The sequence below is a fragment of the Amycolatopsis sp. H20-H5 genome (assembly GCF_035828755.1).
Classification (GTDB): domain Bacteria; phylum Actinomycetota; class Actinomycetes; order Mycobacteriales; family Pseudonocardiaceae; genus Amycolatopsis.
Window position 1 is genome coordinate 1 of sequence record NZ_JAYMZS010000160.1, and the last position, 16,182, is coordinate 16,182.

At 66.0% G+C, this 16,182-nt stretch carries 10 protein-coding genes and 1 pseudogene; 7 read left to right on the forward strand and 4 right to left on the reverse strand.

Annotated elements, in window-relative coordinates:
• Positions 1–120: 120 nt before the first annotated feature.
• Positions 121–648 (forward strand): annotated as a pseudogene (locus QMK34_RS43095) (transposase family protein); the annotation flags it as partial.
• Positions 649–655: 7 nt separating this feature from the next.
• Here the strand turns inward: QMK34_RS43095 and QMK34_RS43100 are convergent.
• A complete protein-coding gene (locus QMK34_RS43100; RefSeq protein ID WP_326420615.1) occupies positions 656–1,450 on the reverse strand; it encodes an AfsR/SARP family transcriptional regulator in 795 nt (264 codons plus the stop codon).
• A gap of 234 nt (positions 1,451–1,684) precedes the next feature.
• On the reverse strand, positions 1,685–2,602 hold the full coding sequence (locus tag QMK34_RS43105; RefSeq protein ID WP_326420616.1) for a LysR family transcriptional regulator: 918 nt from the start codon (positions 2,600–2,602) through the stop codon (positions 1,685–1,687).
• A 241-nt stretch (positions 2,603–2,843) separates the two neighbouring features.
• Here QMK34_RS43105 and QMK34_RS43110 point away from each other — a divergent pair, with 241 nt between their 5' ends.
• The 6 genes from QMK34_RS43110 to QMK34_RS43135 all read left to right on the forward strand — a co-directional run bounded on the left by QMK34_RS43110 (position 2,844) and on the right by QMK34_RS43135 (position 14,227).
• Positions 2,844–4,259, forward strand: a complete 1,416-nt coding sequence (locus QMK34_RS43110) for an MFS transporter (RefSeq protein ID WP_326420617.1) — start codon at positions 2,844–2,846, stop codon at positions 4,257–4,259.
• 159 nt (positions 4,260–4,418) lie between these two features.
• On the forward strand, positions 4,419–6,326 hold the full coding sequence (locus QMK34_RS43115) for an FAD-dependent monooxygenase (protein ID WP_326420618.1): 1,908 nt from the start codon (positions 4,419–4,421) through the stop codon (positions 6,324–6,326).
• Between the two features lie 239 nt (positions 6,327–6,565).
• On the forward strand, positions 6,566–11,749 hold the full coding sequence (locus QMK34_RS43120) for a type I polyketide synthase (RefSeq protein ID WP_326420619.1): 5,184 nt from the start codon (positions 6,566–6,568) through the stop codon (positions 11,747–11,749).
• Entirely contained in the window at positions 11,746–13,395 is a 1,650-nt protein-coding gene (locus tag QMK34_RS43125; protein WP_326420620.1) for a (2,3-dihydroxybenzoyl)adenylate synthase, read from the forward strand. The genes QMK34_RS43120 and QMK34_RS43125 overlap by 4 nt, the downstream gene beginning before the upstream one ends.
• Positions 13,396–13,430: 35 nt before the next feature.
• Positions 13,431–13,976 carry a VOC family protein gene (locus QMK34_RS43130; protein WP_326420621.1) on the forward strand — a complete coding sequence of 182 codons (546 nt, stop codon included), beginning with the start codon at positions 13,431–13,433 and terminating at the stop codon, positions 13,974–13,976.
• Entirely contained in the window at positions 13,976–14,227 is a 252-nt protein-coding gene (locus QMK34_RS43135) for a hypothetical protein (RefSeq protein WP_326420622.1), read from the forward strand. The genes QMK34_RS43130 and QMK34_RS43135 overlap by 1 nt, the downstream gene beginning before the upstream one ends.
• 69 nt (positions 14,228–14,296) lie before the next feature.
• Here QMK34_RS43135 and QMK34_RS43140 read toward each other — a convergent pair whose 3' ends face one another.
• Both QMK34_RS43140 and QMK34_RS43145 read right to left on the reverse strand, forming a co-directional pair.
• Positions 14,297–14,881, reverse strand: coding sequence for an ISAs1 family transposase (locus tag QMK34_RS43140; protein WP_326420623.1), 585 nt, complete (start codon positions 14,879–14,881; stop codon positions 14,297–14,299).
• Complete coding sequence (locus QMK34_RS43145; protein ID WP_326420624.1) at positions 14,859–15,197, reverse strand: transposase family protein; 339 nt, start codon at positions 15,195–15,197, stop codon at positions 14,859–14,861. The genes QMK34_RS43140 and QMK34_RS43145 overlap by 23 nt, the downstream gene beginning before the upstream one ends.
• Positions 15,198–16,182 lie beyond the last annotated feature (985 nt).

Sequence of the window (16,182 nt, forward strand, 5' to 3'; positions counted from 1 at the left end):
ATCACCGAGACCCGTCAGTTCCTCGCCGAGCACGGCACCACAATCGAGCCGGTAACCCTGCCCATCCCGCTACCCGACCTCATCGCCAAGATCACATCAGCGTGTTAATTATCTGCAAGGCCTAAGCTACGGGCTGCCCTGCACAAAGCCGCACGCGAGGATATGGCCTACGTGATCGTCGACGGCACCCTGGTCCCTATCGACCGCGTTGGCCGCGGACCGGCCCTTTTACTCGGGCAAACATCAGATGCATGGAATGAACTTACAGGTCATCGCCTCCCCGGACGGGACGATCCTGTGGGTCTCCAGCGAACTGCCCGGCAGCACCCATGACACCGCCGCCACCCGAATCTGGCAGATTCTCGCCGCCCTGCACGACGCCGACCTGATCGCGTTGGGTGACCAGGGGTACCACGGCTACGACGAGACCGGCCAGCAGGTGATCACCCCATACAAAGGCCGCGACAAACCCGAATCCCAGAAGGACGCCAACCGCGCTCACGCCCGACTGCGCGGCCCTGGCGAACGCGCCAACGCCCAACTCAAGCACTGGCGCGTCCTACGCAAGCTCCGTTGCTGCCCCGCCGCGCTGGACAACTCGCCAAAGCCATCCACGTGCTCCAAAACCATGAGATCGCCACAGGATGAAAAAGGCTCAGTGAGTGAGCATGGCGCCCGCGTTTTTACTGCTGTCCGTCAGGATCTGACTCAGCACGCGTTGCACAGTCGGTGAAGGCGGCACACCGAATTGGGCGTCGAGCGCTGCACGGAGATTGTGGAACACGCGCAGTGCCTCGGCGCGGTGGTCACCGCGGAGCAGGGCGGTCATCAGCAGCGCGGAGAATCGCTCCTGGGTGGGATCGGCGTGTGTCAAGCCGACCAGTTCGTCGACGATGTCGTCATGCCGTCCACAGCGCAACTCCGCGTCGTACAGCATCTCTCTCGCTCGCGTGCGGACCTGCTCGAGGCTGATCGCCGCGGCGCCGAGCGCGGAACCTTTCGGCACATCCCCGAAAACGGGACCCGACCACAGCTCCAGCGCGGACCGCAGGTCGCGCACTGCCTCGTCGTTCTCGTCGGCGGAAAGACGCGCTCGCCCCCGCTTGACCAAGTCACGGAAAAGCGTGGTGTCCACTACGGAGTGTTCACCGAGTCGTAGGACGTATCCTCGGCTGGAGGTCAACAAGGCCGCGTAACTGTGGTCGGTTTCCGCGCGGCTCGCGGCGAGCTGGAGTGAGCGCCGAATCTGGTAGACGTAGGTCTGCACCGTGCGCACCGCGGTGGCCGGTGGCCGGCTCTCCCACAGCTCGTCAACGAGCACGCCCAGGGGCACATGGGTGTCCGCGTGCACGGCGAGGGTCGCCAGCACGGAACGTTGTTTCGCCGCCGAGAGGGTGACCTCGTCGTCGAAACGCCGGATTCTGAGTCTTCCCAGTAATTGGATATGCATACGGATCGGTTCCCCCAGCTTAATGATCGAGACGTTCCCCCGGACGGAAGATATTCTTACACGGCGCTTAGATGTCTAACCCACAAGTCGAGATATTTCTTGTGTTACGCACGGATCGCTGACCCGAATGGCTGAGTCGGCCGCCGTAATGGGCCAGTCAGGTCCGTTTCCGATTATTCCCGCACTGTGAGCCATGCCACGCACATCTCCAAGATATGTCTGCATTGTCAGCTTTCAGGTGTTTTGACCTTGGGTCATCGTCTCGCGCGCGATCCGCAGGAAGGCTGCCACGCTGGGCTTTTCTTCCCAGCGCCGCTGCCAGGTCATCGTCACCGTGGCGCGGTAGCTGCCGCTCTCGGCCGTCTCGGCGGGGTACAGGACGGTGAACTCCGTTCCGCGATGACGTGCGGCGACGGCGAGTTCAGGCAGGAGGCCGCAGCCCATGCCGGCCGCGACACAGCTGCTCAGTGCGGCGATGCTGCCGACCTCGGCGGCGATCCGGGGACCGTCGGCGCCCAGTTTGCCGAGCGAACGGTCGTACATCTCGCGGAACCCGCAGCCCGGTTCGGTCACTAGGAACTCCTCGCCCCGCAGGTCACTGAGCTCGACGGGGCTGCGTTCACTCAGCCGGTGCCCGCGCGGCACGATGACCACCAGCCGCTCGGAGAACAAGGTCTCGCTGCGCAGCTCCGCGCTGGCGGGCGGAGTGCCGAAGGTCAGGCAGACGTCGATGTCCTCACGGCGGACCGACGCGTACAACTGTCCGCGATTCTCCTGTCGTACAGCAACCTTGACCTGCGGAAACTTGCTCCGGTACCGGCTTAGCGCGCCAGGCACGATCGTGGCACACAGTGTCTCCAAGCCGCCGACGGTCAGCTCTCCCGAGGGCTGTTCCGCGGAGTCCTCGACCACGTTCCTGGCCTCTTCGACCAGCGCGAGCACGTTGTCCGCGTAGCCGACCAACCGTTCCCCGGCCGGGGTCAATGCCAGCTTGCGCCCGATACGGCTGAACAGCGCGACCCCCAGCTCGGTCTCCAGCGCCTGAACCTGCTCGGTGATACTGGACTGCGCGTAGTGCAGCTCAGCGGCCGCTCGGGTGAAGCTGGACGTCCTCGCGACCGCGCGGAACGCTCGCAGATGCCTGAGCTCCATGCGGCCACCTCCCAGTACGGATGATCCCCGGCCGATGATCTTCCGAAAATGATCATCGGATACGCCGATTCGACCTATCGTATCTCCCCGCTTCTCTCCTGACCCGGGAGATGGGAGTCTGATCTCAGTCGCTGGTGCGGCGTCCGCTGAGGAATTCGAAGCAGAACGCCGTCCTCTTCGCGGATGTAATTCACGACAAATGCGCGTCGAAGATCACCGTGCACACTCCAGGGGAGAAAAAATGTCCACCCAAACACCGCGAGCCCACGCCTCCACGGCGCTCGACTCCGCGCCCGGGACGGGACGCCCGAGTCCCCTTCTACTGCTCGGCCTGTCGCTGGGCTACTTCATGGTGCTGCTCGATACCACCATCGTGACCGTCGCGCTGCCCTCGATCAGCGCCAGCCTGCACGGCAGCCTCAGCTCCCTGCAGTGGGTGTCCAACGGTTACACGCTCACGTTCGCGGCGCTGCTGCTGACCGCGGGCGCGCTGTCGGATAAGTTCGGTGGCAAGCGGGTGTTCCTCGTCGGGCTCGGCGCCTTCGCTGTCATCTCCGGGGTCTCCGCGGCCGCCGGTTCGATCGGCATGCTGATCACGATGCGCACCCTGCTGGGGATCGCCGGGGCAGCGCTGCTGCCGACCTCGCTGGCCATCATCGCCAACTCCTACACCGATCCGGCTGCCCGGGCGAAGGCGCTGGGCGGCTGGGCCGCGATCACCGGGATGGCACTGGCCGCCGGACCGGTCATCGGCGGGGTACTGACCGACACCGTCGGCTGGCGTGCGATCTTCCTCGTCAACGTGCCTGTCGCGCTCGTCAGTATCGTGCTCACCGCCAAGTTCGCCAAGGAGACGGTCCGTCGCGCGTCGCGGGGCATCGACCTGGGCGGCCAGCTCGCCGCGATCGTCGCACTGGCCGGGCTGACCTACGGCCTGATCCAGAGCGCTCCGCTCGGTTGGACCAGCCCGTCGGTGCTCGGCGCCTTCGCCGTCGCTGTCGTGGCCGGGATCGTGTTCGTGCTGCTCGAACGCCGTGACGGAGCGATGCTGCCGGTCGGCCTCTTCCGCATTCGCACGTTCTCTGCCGGCCTGCTCGCTGGGCTTCTGGTCAACTTCGGACTGTCCGGCGCGCTGTTCGTACTGTCGTTGTTCTTCCAGGAGACGCGGGGCTACTCGGCGATCATCGCTGGGGTCGCCTTCCTGCCGCTGACGCTGCCGACGGCGTTCAACCCGATCTTCACCGGCCGCTTGGTCGCGAAGATCGGCCCACGGGTTCCGTCGGTCATCGGCTTCCTGCTGATGGCGGCCGGCGTCCTGATCCAAGTGCCCTTCACGTCGAATTCGCCGGTTTCCGTGGTGATGAGCTGTGTCGGGCTGCTGCTGCTCGGTTTCGGCGTCTCGTTCGCCATTCCGTCGCTGATCACCGCGATCGTCGGCGCGGTGCCGAAGGAGCAGACGGGGATCGGTTCTGGTGCGCTCAACTCGGCCCGGCAGACCGGAGCGGTGCTCGGTGTCGCGATCCTCGGCGCGGTCATCGGTGCCTACGGTGGCTCGGCGACCGGTACCGCTGTCTCGCTCGCGATCATCGGCGTGCTGCTCCTGGTCGGCGCGATCACGGTCGGCACCTCGATCGGCCGTCCCGCCAAGGTCTCCTGACCGGCGCTCTGGACCACGGGCGTGCCCACTGCCGAACAGGTGGTGGGCACGCCCGTTTCTCTTTGCGTGCCCAGGAAACACGCCTCGACCTCGGCTTGATATTCGCCCGGTCCTTTCTCGACTCGGGGTGGCGAGAATTACAGAGAGGAAGAAAAATCGATGAAGAACTCGGAGGGCCGGATGCGCTCGCTTCGTGTCACAGTGATCGGCGGCGGTCCCGCCGGCCTATTCTTGGCAAGGCTACTGCGCCTCGCCGACCCGGATGCGCGGGTCCAGGTACACGAGCGCAACGGCGCCGACGACGCCTTCGGTTTCGGTGTCGTGTTCTCCGCGCGGACGATGTGGGCGTTCGAGGCCGCCGACCCCGAGACGCACGCGCTGATCACGGCGGCAAGCGTGTCATGGTCCGATATGGAGTTGCGCCAAGGCGATTCCGCTCTGCGCTACGGCGGTTACGGGTTCACCGCGATCTCCCGGCGAACCTTGCTGAAGATCCTGCAGGAACAGTCGATTCGTGCCGGTGCGGAGATCGATTTCCACAGTGGGCTCACCTGGGAGTCGGCGGCCGCGGAGGCGGACGTCGTCGCGATCGCCGACGGAGTCGGTTCGGCCAACCGTGACGCGCTCGCCGGAAAACTGGGATCGCGAGTCGAACCAGGGGCCGCGAAGTTCATCTGGTTCGGCACCACGGCGTCGTTCGACGCGGTCACCTTCCCGTTCGTCCGCAACGAACATGGGGCATTCGCCGCCCACGCCTATCCCTACGGCGGCGGGATGAGCACGTTCATCGTCGAGACGGACCAAGACACTTGGCTGTCCGCGGGGATGGATGCTTCGACACTGGCCGCGCAAGTAGCGGGAGACACCGACGAGTACTCCCGACGCTATCTGACCGAGCTGTTCGCCGAGCACCTCGGCGGCCGCGAACTTGTCGGCAACAAGAGCTACTGGGCGAACTTTCGCCTGGTGCACAATGAGAACTGGTGGCACGAAAACGCCGTCCTACTCGGCGACGCCGCGCACACCGCGCATTTCTCCGTCGGCTCCGGGACCAAGCTGGCGATGGAGGATGCGATCGTGCTCTCCGGCGCACTGATGCGATCGGACCGGACGGACACCGCTTTCGCGCAGTATCACCACGAACGTCGTGGCGCGGTCGCTCGGACCCAAGACGCCGCCGCGTTGAGCATGCGCTGGTGGGAGACCTTCGACGCCAGACTTTCCATGCCGTCGTCACAGTTCGGCCTGCACTTCATCACCCGAACCGCTGCGATCTCCTACACCGGGCTACGCCGCCGCCACGCCGACCGGATCGACGAGGCCGAACGCGCGTTCGCGGCGGGAAAGCCGGCGAATTCGGCAATGCAGGTCCCGCTACGCCTCGGTCCCATCGTGCTCAACGGCAGGTTCGTCAGTGTGCTCGGCGGTGATCCGGCCGAGCATGCCGCGCTCGCCCTCGCTTGCGCGGCCACCGGCAGCTCGCTCGTACTGGCGGACCGAATGACCGACCCGTCGCCGGTCGACCACGCCGAATGGAAGGCGGTGAACGGAAAGCAGGGCTGCACCTTTGGGGTATTTGTGGGTTCGGAGAACTGGCAAAGACAAGCGGAGGACTTCGTCGCCGCCGGAGCAACCGTCCTCGGCGCCTGCGCCGACGGCCAAGACGCTTCCCCGTTTCCCCATCTGATCGCTATTGCCGGGCAAGGTGTCTCAGTGCTCGCCGTGTTGGACCGACTCTCCGCTGATGAGGGAACGGCTTGGTCGGCACGCGGTGACCGCCGGATCGAGCAATGTGTCGAACTGGGGCAGGAAGGGGTGAACGGGATCTATCTGCGCTCGCCTGAAGGATGCGAGCCGTGGCCGTCGTTACTCGACGAGGCCGAGCGGATCCGGACCGAAACCGGCCTCCCGGTGCTGGTCGATGGCCCGACGGACTGGGCTCTGTCCGTGAGTGCGGCGCCCAACCGCGACGATTGGCCTACGCGGCTACATCTCGCGCTCGTGACCGGCCGTGTCGACCTCATCGCCGCGTGGCCACTACGGTCGCCGACTTGCCATACCTTCTGAATCACTGAACTCCCGCAAGGCCCCTCGTGACGGCAATTTTCTCGAGGGGCCTTTTGCTGTCTCCGCTCGCTACTTCCCTGCTCCGCTTGACATTCGCTCGACATCTCCTTGAACCGGCTGTTCAAGAATTGTTCTCAGCACAGTGGTTCTCGTCAAACACGGTGTGGTCCACGACGAGGGGTCGTCTCCGGCGCGTCGAGCCCTCTTCTCCTAGTTCCGACGGTGTGCGAAGGAATTCGATGACTGAGCAGAACGTGAACTCCGAGGAATACGAACCCATCGCCGTCGTCGGCATGAGCTGCCGCCTGGCCGGCGGGGTGGCGTCGCCGGAGGATTTCTGGCGGCTGTTGATCGAAGGACGGGACGCCATTTCCGAGGTGCCCGAAGAACGCTGGGCGTCCTATTTGGATGCCAGTTCGGAGAACGCGGCAGCTCTGCGCAAAACAACGCGCTTCGGTGGCTTCCTGGACAACATCGACGGCTTCGACGCCGAGTTCTTCGGAGTGATGCCGCGCGAGGCCGAGCTCATGGACCCCCAGCAGCGCATTTTGCTGGAAGTGGCGTGGGAGGCACTGGAACACGCCGGGATCCCGCCGATGAGCCTCGGCGGTGGTGACGCCGGGGTGTTCGTCGGTGTCGGCTCCGACGATTACGGCCGGCGACTGCTGGAGGACCTGCCTCGGATCGAAGCTTGGACGGGGATCGGCGCGTCGATGTGCGCGGTCGCCAACCGCATCTCCTACGCGCTCGATCTGCGAGGTCCCAGTTTCGCCGTCGACACCGCATGTTCGGCTTCACTCGTCGCCATCCATCTCGCCTGCCGGGCCCTCGCCAGTGGCGAGACTCCGCTCGCCCTGGTCGGCGGCGTGAACGTGATGGCCGGGCCCGGGCTCACCATGGTGCTCGACGCCGCCGGTGCCATTTCGCCCGACGGACGTTGCAAGTCTTTTGACGCGGCAGCCAACGGTTACGGTCGTGGAGAAGGCGCCGGAATGATCGTCCTCAAACGGCTGTCCGATGCGGACCGTGACGGCGACCGGGTGCTCGCGGTCATCCGCGGCAGCGCGGTCAACCAGGATGGCCACACGAACGGCATCATGGCACCCAGTGGAGAAGCGCAGACCCACCTGCTGCGCCAGGCATACCGGGTCTCCGGCGTCGATCCGGCGACCGTCGACTACGTGGAGGCGCACGGAACCGGCACTCGCGCCGGTGATCCGATCGAGGCGTCCGCGATGGCTGCGGTCTTCGGCGCCGGCCGCCCAGCGGAAGCGCCCTGTCTCATCGGCTCGGTCAAGTCGAACATCGGTCACCTCGAAGCGGGGTCCGGGGTAGCCGGCGTGATCAAGGCCGTCCTCGCGCTACAGAACGCCGAATTGCCGCCCAGCCTCAACTTCACCGAGCCGAACCCGGCGATTCCTTGGAGCACAGCGGGTCTGGAGGTCGTCACCGAACCGCGCCGGTGGCCGAAACGCGACCACCCGCGGCGAGCGGGGGTCTCCGGTTACGGCTACGGCGGCACGATCGCCCATATCGTCCTGGAACAAGGCCCGGACCCCGTCCCGTCGTTCAAACCGGACAGCGGCAGCAGGCTCGTCTTCCCGATCTCCAGCGCCACCGAGACCGGCCTCGCCGACGTCGCCACCAAGCTGATCGACTGGCTCGAGCACGATGGCGGCAACGCGCCGCTCGCCTCCATCCACCACACCCTCACCGAGCGGCGCGCCCACCTCACCCATCGCGCGACCGTCGTCGCGGCCGACTACGTCGAGTTGCTGACCGGGCTGAAGGCCGTTGCGGCAGGGGAGAAGCAGGTTGGGGTCAGCAGTGGCCGAGTGATCGAGGGTGCTGGCCCGGTGTGGGTGTTCTCCGGGCACGGTTCGCAGTGGGTCGGCATGGGCCGGGACCTGCTGGTGAAGGAACCGGTCTTCGGCGGGGTACTCGACGAGATCGGGCCGATCTTCGCCGAGGAGATCGGGTTAGTGCCGCGTGAAGTGCTACTGGACGACGACCTGACCGAAGTGGACGTCATCCAGCCGATGATCTTCGCCGTACAGGTCGCCCTCGCAGCGGTATGGCGCCACCGCGGTGTCGAGCCTGCGGCGGTCATCGGGCACTCGGTCGGTGAGATCGCGGCCGCGGTCGTCGCCGGCGCGCTGGAGTTGTCCGAGGGTGCCCGCCTGATCTGCCGTCGCTCGGTCTTGCTGCGCGAGGTCGCGGGCAAGGGCGCGATGGCGATGGTGAACCTTCCGTTCGCTGAGGTCGAAGCCCGGCTTGTCGGGCGCGACGACGTCGTCGCTGCGATCGCCGCCTCTCCGCTGTCCACTGTGGTGGCAGGTGATATCGACGCCGTCGAAGCCCTCGCTCGTCGCTGGGAGTCGGAAGAGCTGGTCGTGCGCCGGGTCGCCTCCGACGTCGCATTCCACTCCGCCCACATGGAACCCCTGCTGCCACGCCTGATCGCCGCTGTCGACGACGCGGTCGACCCCGCCATCGCCACCATCCCCGTGTACACGACCGCGCTTCCCGACCCTCGGGCCGAACCGCTGCGTGACGGCTCGTACTGGGCCGCGAACCTTCGCAACCCGGTGCGGTTCACGGGTGCTGTTCAGGCGGCGTTCGAGGACGGCTACCGCAGCTTTGTCGAGGTTTCCGCACATCCCGTCGTCGCGCACTCGATCTCGGAGACGCTCGAGGAGCTCGATATCTCCGAGGTTTACGTCGGCGGCTCGCTGCGTCGCAACACCGCCGACGAGCGGACGTTGCTGGACAACCTCGGCGCGCTGCACTGCGCCGGTTCGCCGGTCCGCTTCACCGGGGACTCCGGTGACCTGGTCGACCTCCCTACGATGGCCTGGCAGCACAAGAGGTTCTGGCGTGAATCCGGCGCCGGACGTCCGACGCTTCAGCACGACGTCGACAGCAACACCCTGCTGGGCGGACTCACCGAGGTGACCGGTTCGAGCCCGCTGAAGCTGTGGCAGACCTATTTGGACTCATCCTGCAGTCCGTACCCGGGGGACCATCCGGTGCAGGGCGTGGAGATCATCCCCGCGGCCGTCCTGCTGAACACGTTCGCCACCGCGGCCGCCCAGAACGGCGAACTCGCCACGCTGGCCGACGTCACCCTGCGGACCCCGGTCGCGGTCGCCATGCCGAAGGAGGTGCAAGTGTCCTATCAGGACTCCACTCTCCGACTGACCTCACGCGCGCTCGGCGAGGACGCCGATGCCGAAGGCGCTTGGCTCACGCACACCACCGCGGGTATCGATCCCACCGGTTCCCCTGTGGACAAGGTGCTGGACATTCCGGCGCTTCGATCCACCTGCCCGGTCGTGCTGCCGAACTCCTTCGTCATCGACCGGCTGGCCGGTATCGGTGTCGCCGCGATGGGCTTTCCGTGGCAGATCGACGAACTCCGCGAGCTTGATGGGCAGGAGCTGCTCGCGTTCGTGGACTCCGGGTTCGAGAAGCCCGACACCTGGGGTTCCGTGCTCGACGCGGCGCTTTCGATAGCGTCGGTCGTCTTCGCCGGGCCGCCGATCCTGCGGATGCCCGCCGGGATCCGGCAGGTCGCGCTCGACGGCGAGTCTCCGTCCAAGGTGGTCATACACGTCCGGGTGGCCGAGGGCAGGGAGAACGACACCGTCCACGTCGACATTGCCGCCGAGGATGGCAAGGTCGTCGCGACGATGACGGGCCTGCGGTACGGCGTGCTCGACGGCGACCCTGGCGCTTCGGTCAGTCCGAGCCGGCTCGTACACCAGCTCGTCTGGCGTGAACTGGAGCTCGACGCTCCCGGTGGACTCGACGCCGTCGTGGTGGTCGGTGACGCACCGGAGCTCGGGGACGCTGCCCTCGCCGCCGGGATCACCACCTATCACGTCGACGACGCGGACAGTCTTGATGCGCTCTGTCCGGAATTGAACGGTGAAATCGCCATCCTCGTCGTGCCGGTCACCGGTGCCGATGTTGCCGCCGCCGCGGTGGATTCCGCTTGGCTACTGACCTCGGTTGTGCAGCGGGTGACTTCGTGGAGTGGCGGCAAGGTGTGGGCGGTGACCGCCGGTTCGCCGGCGGCTTCCCCGATGTGGGGAGTCGGTCGCGTCGTGGCCGGTGAGCATCCCGAGCGGTGGGGCGGCATCGTCGAGGTCGACGGAACACGGGCCTCGGCGGAGAAGCTGATCGCGGTACTGCGCTCGGGCACGCACGAGGACGTCATCCGGATCACCGGAGGTGAGCTCACCACCTCGCGGCTCGCTCCCGCGGACAACGAAATCGTCCGCGCCCCGGTCCAGTGCCGGCCGGACGGCACCTACCTCGTCACCGGCGGTATCGGTGTCCTCGGTCTCGAAGTCGCTCGTTGGCTCGCCGGTCGCGGCGCTCGCCGTCTCGTCCTCGCGGGGCGTCGGCCGTTTTCGCCCCGCGCTCAGTGGGAGCACTGCACCGACCCGGCCGTGCTCGCCCAGATCGACGCCGTGCGCGCGCTGGAAGGCCTCGGAGTCACGGTCAAGATCATTGCGCTCGATGTCACGGACGCGGCCGCGACCGCGGCGGCGCTCGATCCGGCAGCGCTGGGCCTGCCCGCGATCACCGGGATCGTGCATGCCGCCGGGGTGCTCGACAACCGGATGCTCGTCGACGTCGACGAAGAGTCCCTTGCTTCGGTCATGGCGCCGAAGGTGCGCGGTGCCTGGGTGCTCAACGAGCTGTTCCCGGTGGGCAGTCTGGACTTCTTCGCATTGTTCTCGTCCTGCGGCTACCTGCTGGGGCTGCCTGGTCAGACCAGTTACGGCGCGGCAAACGCCTTCCTCGACGCACTGGCCGCACAGCGCCCGGAAGACACCATCAGCTTCGGCTGGACGTCCTGGCGCGGGTTGGGCATGTCGACGTCTTCCGCGGTGATCGACCTCGAACTGAATGCCCGAGGTACCGCGGACATCTCGCTCTCCGAGGCATTCCGATCCTGGGAGTTCGCCGAGCGCCGCGCGGGTTCGTACTTCGCGGTGTTGCGGATGATCGCGATGGACGCCGGGCGACCGATACCGCTGCTGCGGGAGATCACGGTCGAGGACGACCAGACCACGGACAGCGCGTCCGGTGTGGACTGGACCGGGCTCGATCTCGAGGAGCGTCAAGATCGGCTCGCCGGCGAGGTCAGGGCTTTGGTCGCCGATGAGATCAAGATGCCCGCACAAGACCTCGACCTGCGGAAACCGCTGCTGGAGATGGGTCTGGACTCGGTCATGACGCTGGTGATCCGGCGGCGTCTGGAGAAGCTGTTCCGCGTTCCGCTGCCGGCGACGCTGCTCTGGAACCGGCCGACGGTAACGGCGATCGCGGGCTACCTGGCCGAGCAGCTCGGCATCGTCGCCGAAACGCTCGACGAGGTCGCCGACTCGGAGCTCGTGGTGCGGGTATGAGCGACGTCGTGCCGTGGCCGCCGGAGTACGCGGCCCGCTACCGGGCGGCCGGGCTGTGGCGTGACCGCCCGCTGGGGTACTGGATGTGGCAATGGGCGGACGGTTACGGGGATCGTGTCGCGCTTGTGGACGGCGAGGTCCGGCTCACCTACCGTCAGCTCGCCGAACGTGCGGACTCGATGGCTGAGGCGTTACACGGCTGGGAATTGCACCCCGGCGACCGGGTCCTGGTCCAGCTGCCCAACAGCTGGGAGTTCGTGGTGGTGGTGCTGGCCTGTTTCCGTGCCGGTCTGGCTCCGGTGATGGCATTGCCCGCCCATCGAAGTCACGAGCTGGAACACCTGGCGCGGACGGCGTCGGCCAGGGCCCTGCTGGTGCCGGATGTGCTGCGGGAGTTCGACCACCAGAGCCTCGCCGCGCAGGTAGCGTCCAAACAGGACGGACCATGTCGGGTCTTCGTTCTCGGCTCGGAGATTCGCCCCGGACACGTCGACCTGCGCAGGCTGGCCGAGGTCGTGGGCGATCCGGTGGAGCGGCGGCTGCGTCTCGACGCACTGGAGCCGGCGGCCGACGACGTCGCGCTGTTCCTGCTCTCGGGCGGAACCACCGGAGTGCCGAAGATGATCGCCCGCACGCACAACGATTACGACTACAACTTCAGGCGCAGCGCGGAAGTGTGCGAGTTCGGCCCGGACACGGTGTACCTGGTCACCCTGCCCATGGCGCACAACTTCCCGCTCGCCTGCCCCGGAGTGCTCGGTTCGCTCGCCAATGGCGGGCGGGTCGTGCTGCTACGCTCTCCTGAACCGGTGGCTGCCTTCGCCGTCATCGCCGCGGAAGGCGTCACCGTCACCGCGGTGGTCCCGGCGATTGCCAAGCGCTGGGTCGAATCGGCCGGCCGGTCGGCGCCGGACCTGTCGAGCCTGCGCCTGCTGCAGGTCGGCGGCTCGGTACTCGACCCGGTTTTGGCGCGGGAAGTCCCGGCAGTGCTCGGCGCCCAGCTGCAGCAGGTGTTCGGGATGGCCGAAGGCCTGCTCAACTACACCCGTCCCGGCGACCCGGACGCGGTGCGGTTCGCCACCCAGGGGCGTCCGATCTGCGCTCACGACGAGGTACGGATCGTCGACGGAGACGACCGTGCCGTCCCACCCGGCGAAATCGGCGAGCTACTCACTCGGGGTCCATATACCCCGAGGGGTTACTACCGTTCCGACGAGCACAACGCGCGCAGCTTCACCGCTGACGGCTGGTACCGCACCGGGGACCTTGTCCGGATGCACCGGAGCGGCAACCTGGTCGTCGAGGGCAGGCTCAAGGACCTCGTCAACCGGGGCGGGGAGAAAGTCTCCGCCGAGGAGATCGAGATCCTCGCCCGCAAGTTGCTGCCGGTACTCGACGCGGTGGTGGTACCGGTGGCCGACGAAGTGTTCGGCGAACGGGTCTGCCTCGTCGTGGTGTCACGAGCCGAACAGGAACTGGGCATCGACCACGTGCGCGAAGTGTTCGCCGAACACGGGATCGCGCACTACAAAATCCCCGAGCTGCTCCGGTCAGTCGCTGAACTGCCACTTACCGCCGTCGGGAAAGTCGACAAGAAAGCAGTCCGAGAAGCACTTTCCGTCAGCATGGCAAGGAGTGATTCGTGAAGCTGACCCAAGCCCCAGGGCTGAATCTATCCGGCGTGGACCATATCGCTATGGTCACCTGGGACCCGGCCGCCACCTACGAATTCTACTGTGAGGTCCTCGGCCTCCCGTTGGTGCACGCCATTACCGCGACCGGCTGGGTGACCGAGGAATTCCCCGACTTCGTGCACTTCTTCTTCGGACTAGGCAAGGGAAACTACCTTGCCTTCTTCTACTACTTCGGGATGCCGCGGGAAGAGGCGCCAGGCGACGTCATGCACCGCTCGCGTCATCTCGCCTTCCATGTCGACACCGAGGAGGAACTGTTGTCCTGGCGGGCCAAACTGAAGAAAAAGGGTGTGCGGGTCACCCCCCCGCTGGCACACGAACTGCTGGAGTCGATCTACTTCGACGACCCCAACGGAATCCAGCTGGAGATCACCCGCCCCCTGCGGGCGTTCGGCGAGATCGACATGCGCGACGCGCACCTGACCCTGCGCGCACTGGCCGACGTCGCCGCCATGCCGGAACCGGCCGTCCAAGCGATGTGGCAGCGCAAAGCCGCCCTCGTCGGCGAGCACGTCGGGCTGGTGAACTCTTGATGCCCGCGATCATGGTGCTCAACATTCCCGAATTCGCACCCATCGTCCACACCGCCAGGGAGGCCGGGATGACCGTGCGGGAACTCGGTGACTACGTCGAGGTCAGCAGCAGCGAGCAGGAGGTCGTCCTGGAGCGTCGGCATACCGACGTCCGCCCCGCGGTCTGGTTCGCCGCCCTGACCGGCGGGCTGATCGGCGAGTTCGTCCAATTCGACCACGACGAGCTCCGTATCGTGAACCCACTGTCTTGAGCTTCGGGACAGCCCTCCACTTCGGTACAGAAGTGGGGGGCTGCCCCAGGGCTGAGGCAAAGTCGTGTTTTAGCTGGTTGAGATCAGTTTGATGGCTTGTTTGGGCTTTCTTCCTATGTGGCGTATGGCTTTGGCAATGTTGGTGTGGCCGGTCAGGCGCAGCAGGCTGATGGCGAGGTTGCGGAGACTGGCCATCATTCTGGGGCCGCCGCCGGTGCGTGCTTGGGAGGCATCTTCGCCCATTGTCACGTCGCGAACCCAGTGCAGTTTGTTCTCCACGTGCCAGTGCCTGCGGAGGTAGCGGGCCAGCTCGGTGGGCTGGGCCTGTGCGGCGGTCAGGGACGTCACCGCGTACATCGTCTCGCGGGTCGCACGCTTGCCGCTGCCCTTGCGTTTGCGGGTCCGGACGATCTGAACGGCCTGGGCGGCGTGCGGGAAGATGATCCCGGCGGCGATGGTGACGACCTTGTAGGTGCGGGTGACCACACGGCCGTGGCCGGTGTCGGTCTCGCGGTGCCCGATCGGCACGTCCTTCCACAGCAGGCCCGCCAACTGATTGCGCAACGTTTTCTGGTTGCCCGTCACGGTGAGCACGTAGTGCGCGCCGCGGCTGTGCAGGTACTCGGCGTGCTCACGCCCGCGCGTGCAGCGCATCGGCGGTGACGACGAGATCGGTCACCTCGGCGATCGTGTCGGTGGACGCGTGCGGAGCGCCGATCCCCCTCCCGCACAGAGTGTCCTCGACCGCGTCGGCGGTCCATTCGGCGATCGCGGCGAACGACCGCGCACCGGAGAGCACCGCGCACACCGACACGAAAAGGACAGCCGGGAACCGGTGCCGCACACCCCGCTTCTTACGTGGGTCCGGCACCGACTCCAACACCTCAAGCAAACCACCCCGCTCCCGCGGTGCCAGCTCGCCCAGCGGGGCCAGGTGGCGGGCCAAGACAGCGATGGGAGAAGATGACATAGCAGGCACGGCGAGGCTCCGAACATCACGATGGCGTAGGAACCCGCGTGATCAACGGTCCAGCCGTGCCTGCTCCGAACCGTGCGATCTTCGGTGTGTCTCAACCCCGAAACCAGCAGGTCAACCCACCAATACTCGACTTTGCCTCAGTCCTGATCAGATTGCTGCCATGATTCGGATAGCCCTTATGATTTTTGGGCTCCACAAAATCGACCGGCCGCACTCGGATGGGTGGTTCGACGTGCCGGTTGGCAGCCAAGGCATGATTATTTTTCGAGGATTGTGGGTCATCATCAAATCAGACAAGCTGAACTACCGCAAATCGAGTGTGCTGCGACTAGCGCTCAAAGGCGCAGGTCAGATGCTCTCGCAGTGGCGACGAACAGGAACTCGGCAACGTCAATTCGGCGACCTAAATCTCGAGCAGGAACCCCGACCTGCTGGATCGCGAACACCCGCCGGTTATTATGGGTGATTGCGGAGCGGCGCATTTAGTGCTCTGCTTTCTAGCGGGAGCAACTTAGCCTGGATCCACCGATTGTTTTCGTGTTGATCTTTGGTGGTTTGTTGATCTTGTCGTCTGGTTCGGGGTGTGTGGGATCGGCTGGCTTGCCCAGCGTGTCCACGTGATCTGTCCGGTCGGGCCTGGTGGGGCGGTGTGGGTGGTGGTCAGGCGGTGTGTGGTGGGCCGGTCGTGGCGGTGTGCAGGCCGGTGAATGCGTCTGCCCAGGGCCAGTGCGCTGGCAGGTGCAGGACTTCGCGGCCTTGGGGCCGGGCGAGGCGGGCGGGGATGTTGACGAGGTGGCGGCGCCGGTAGTTGTCAAGTCCACTGACACAGGTTGTGTCTAAGCATGTGGTCAGAAGTTGTGGCTGTAACCCACACGCGAACCCCTTGTGAACGTGAAGAAACCTCGTCGGGTTGGATCGAGTTACCACACCAGACCGACCCGACGAGGCCACAACAAGTATGCGCCCAGCGCACATC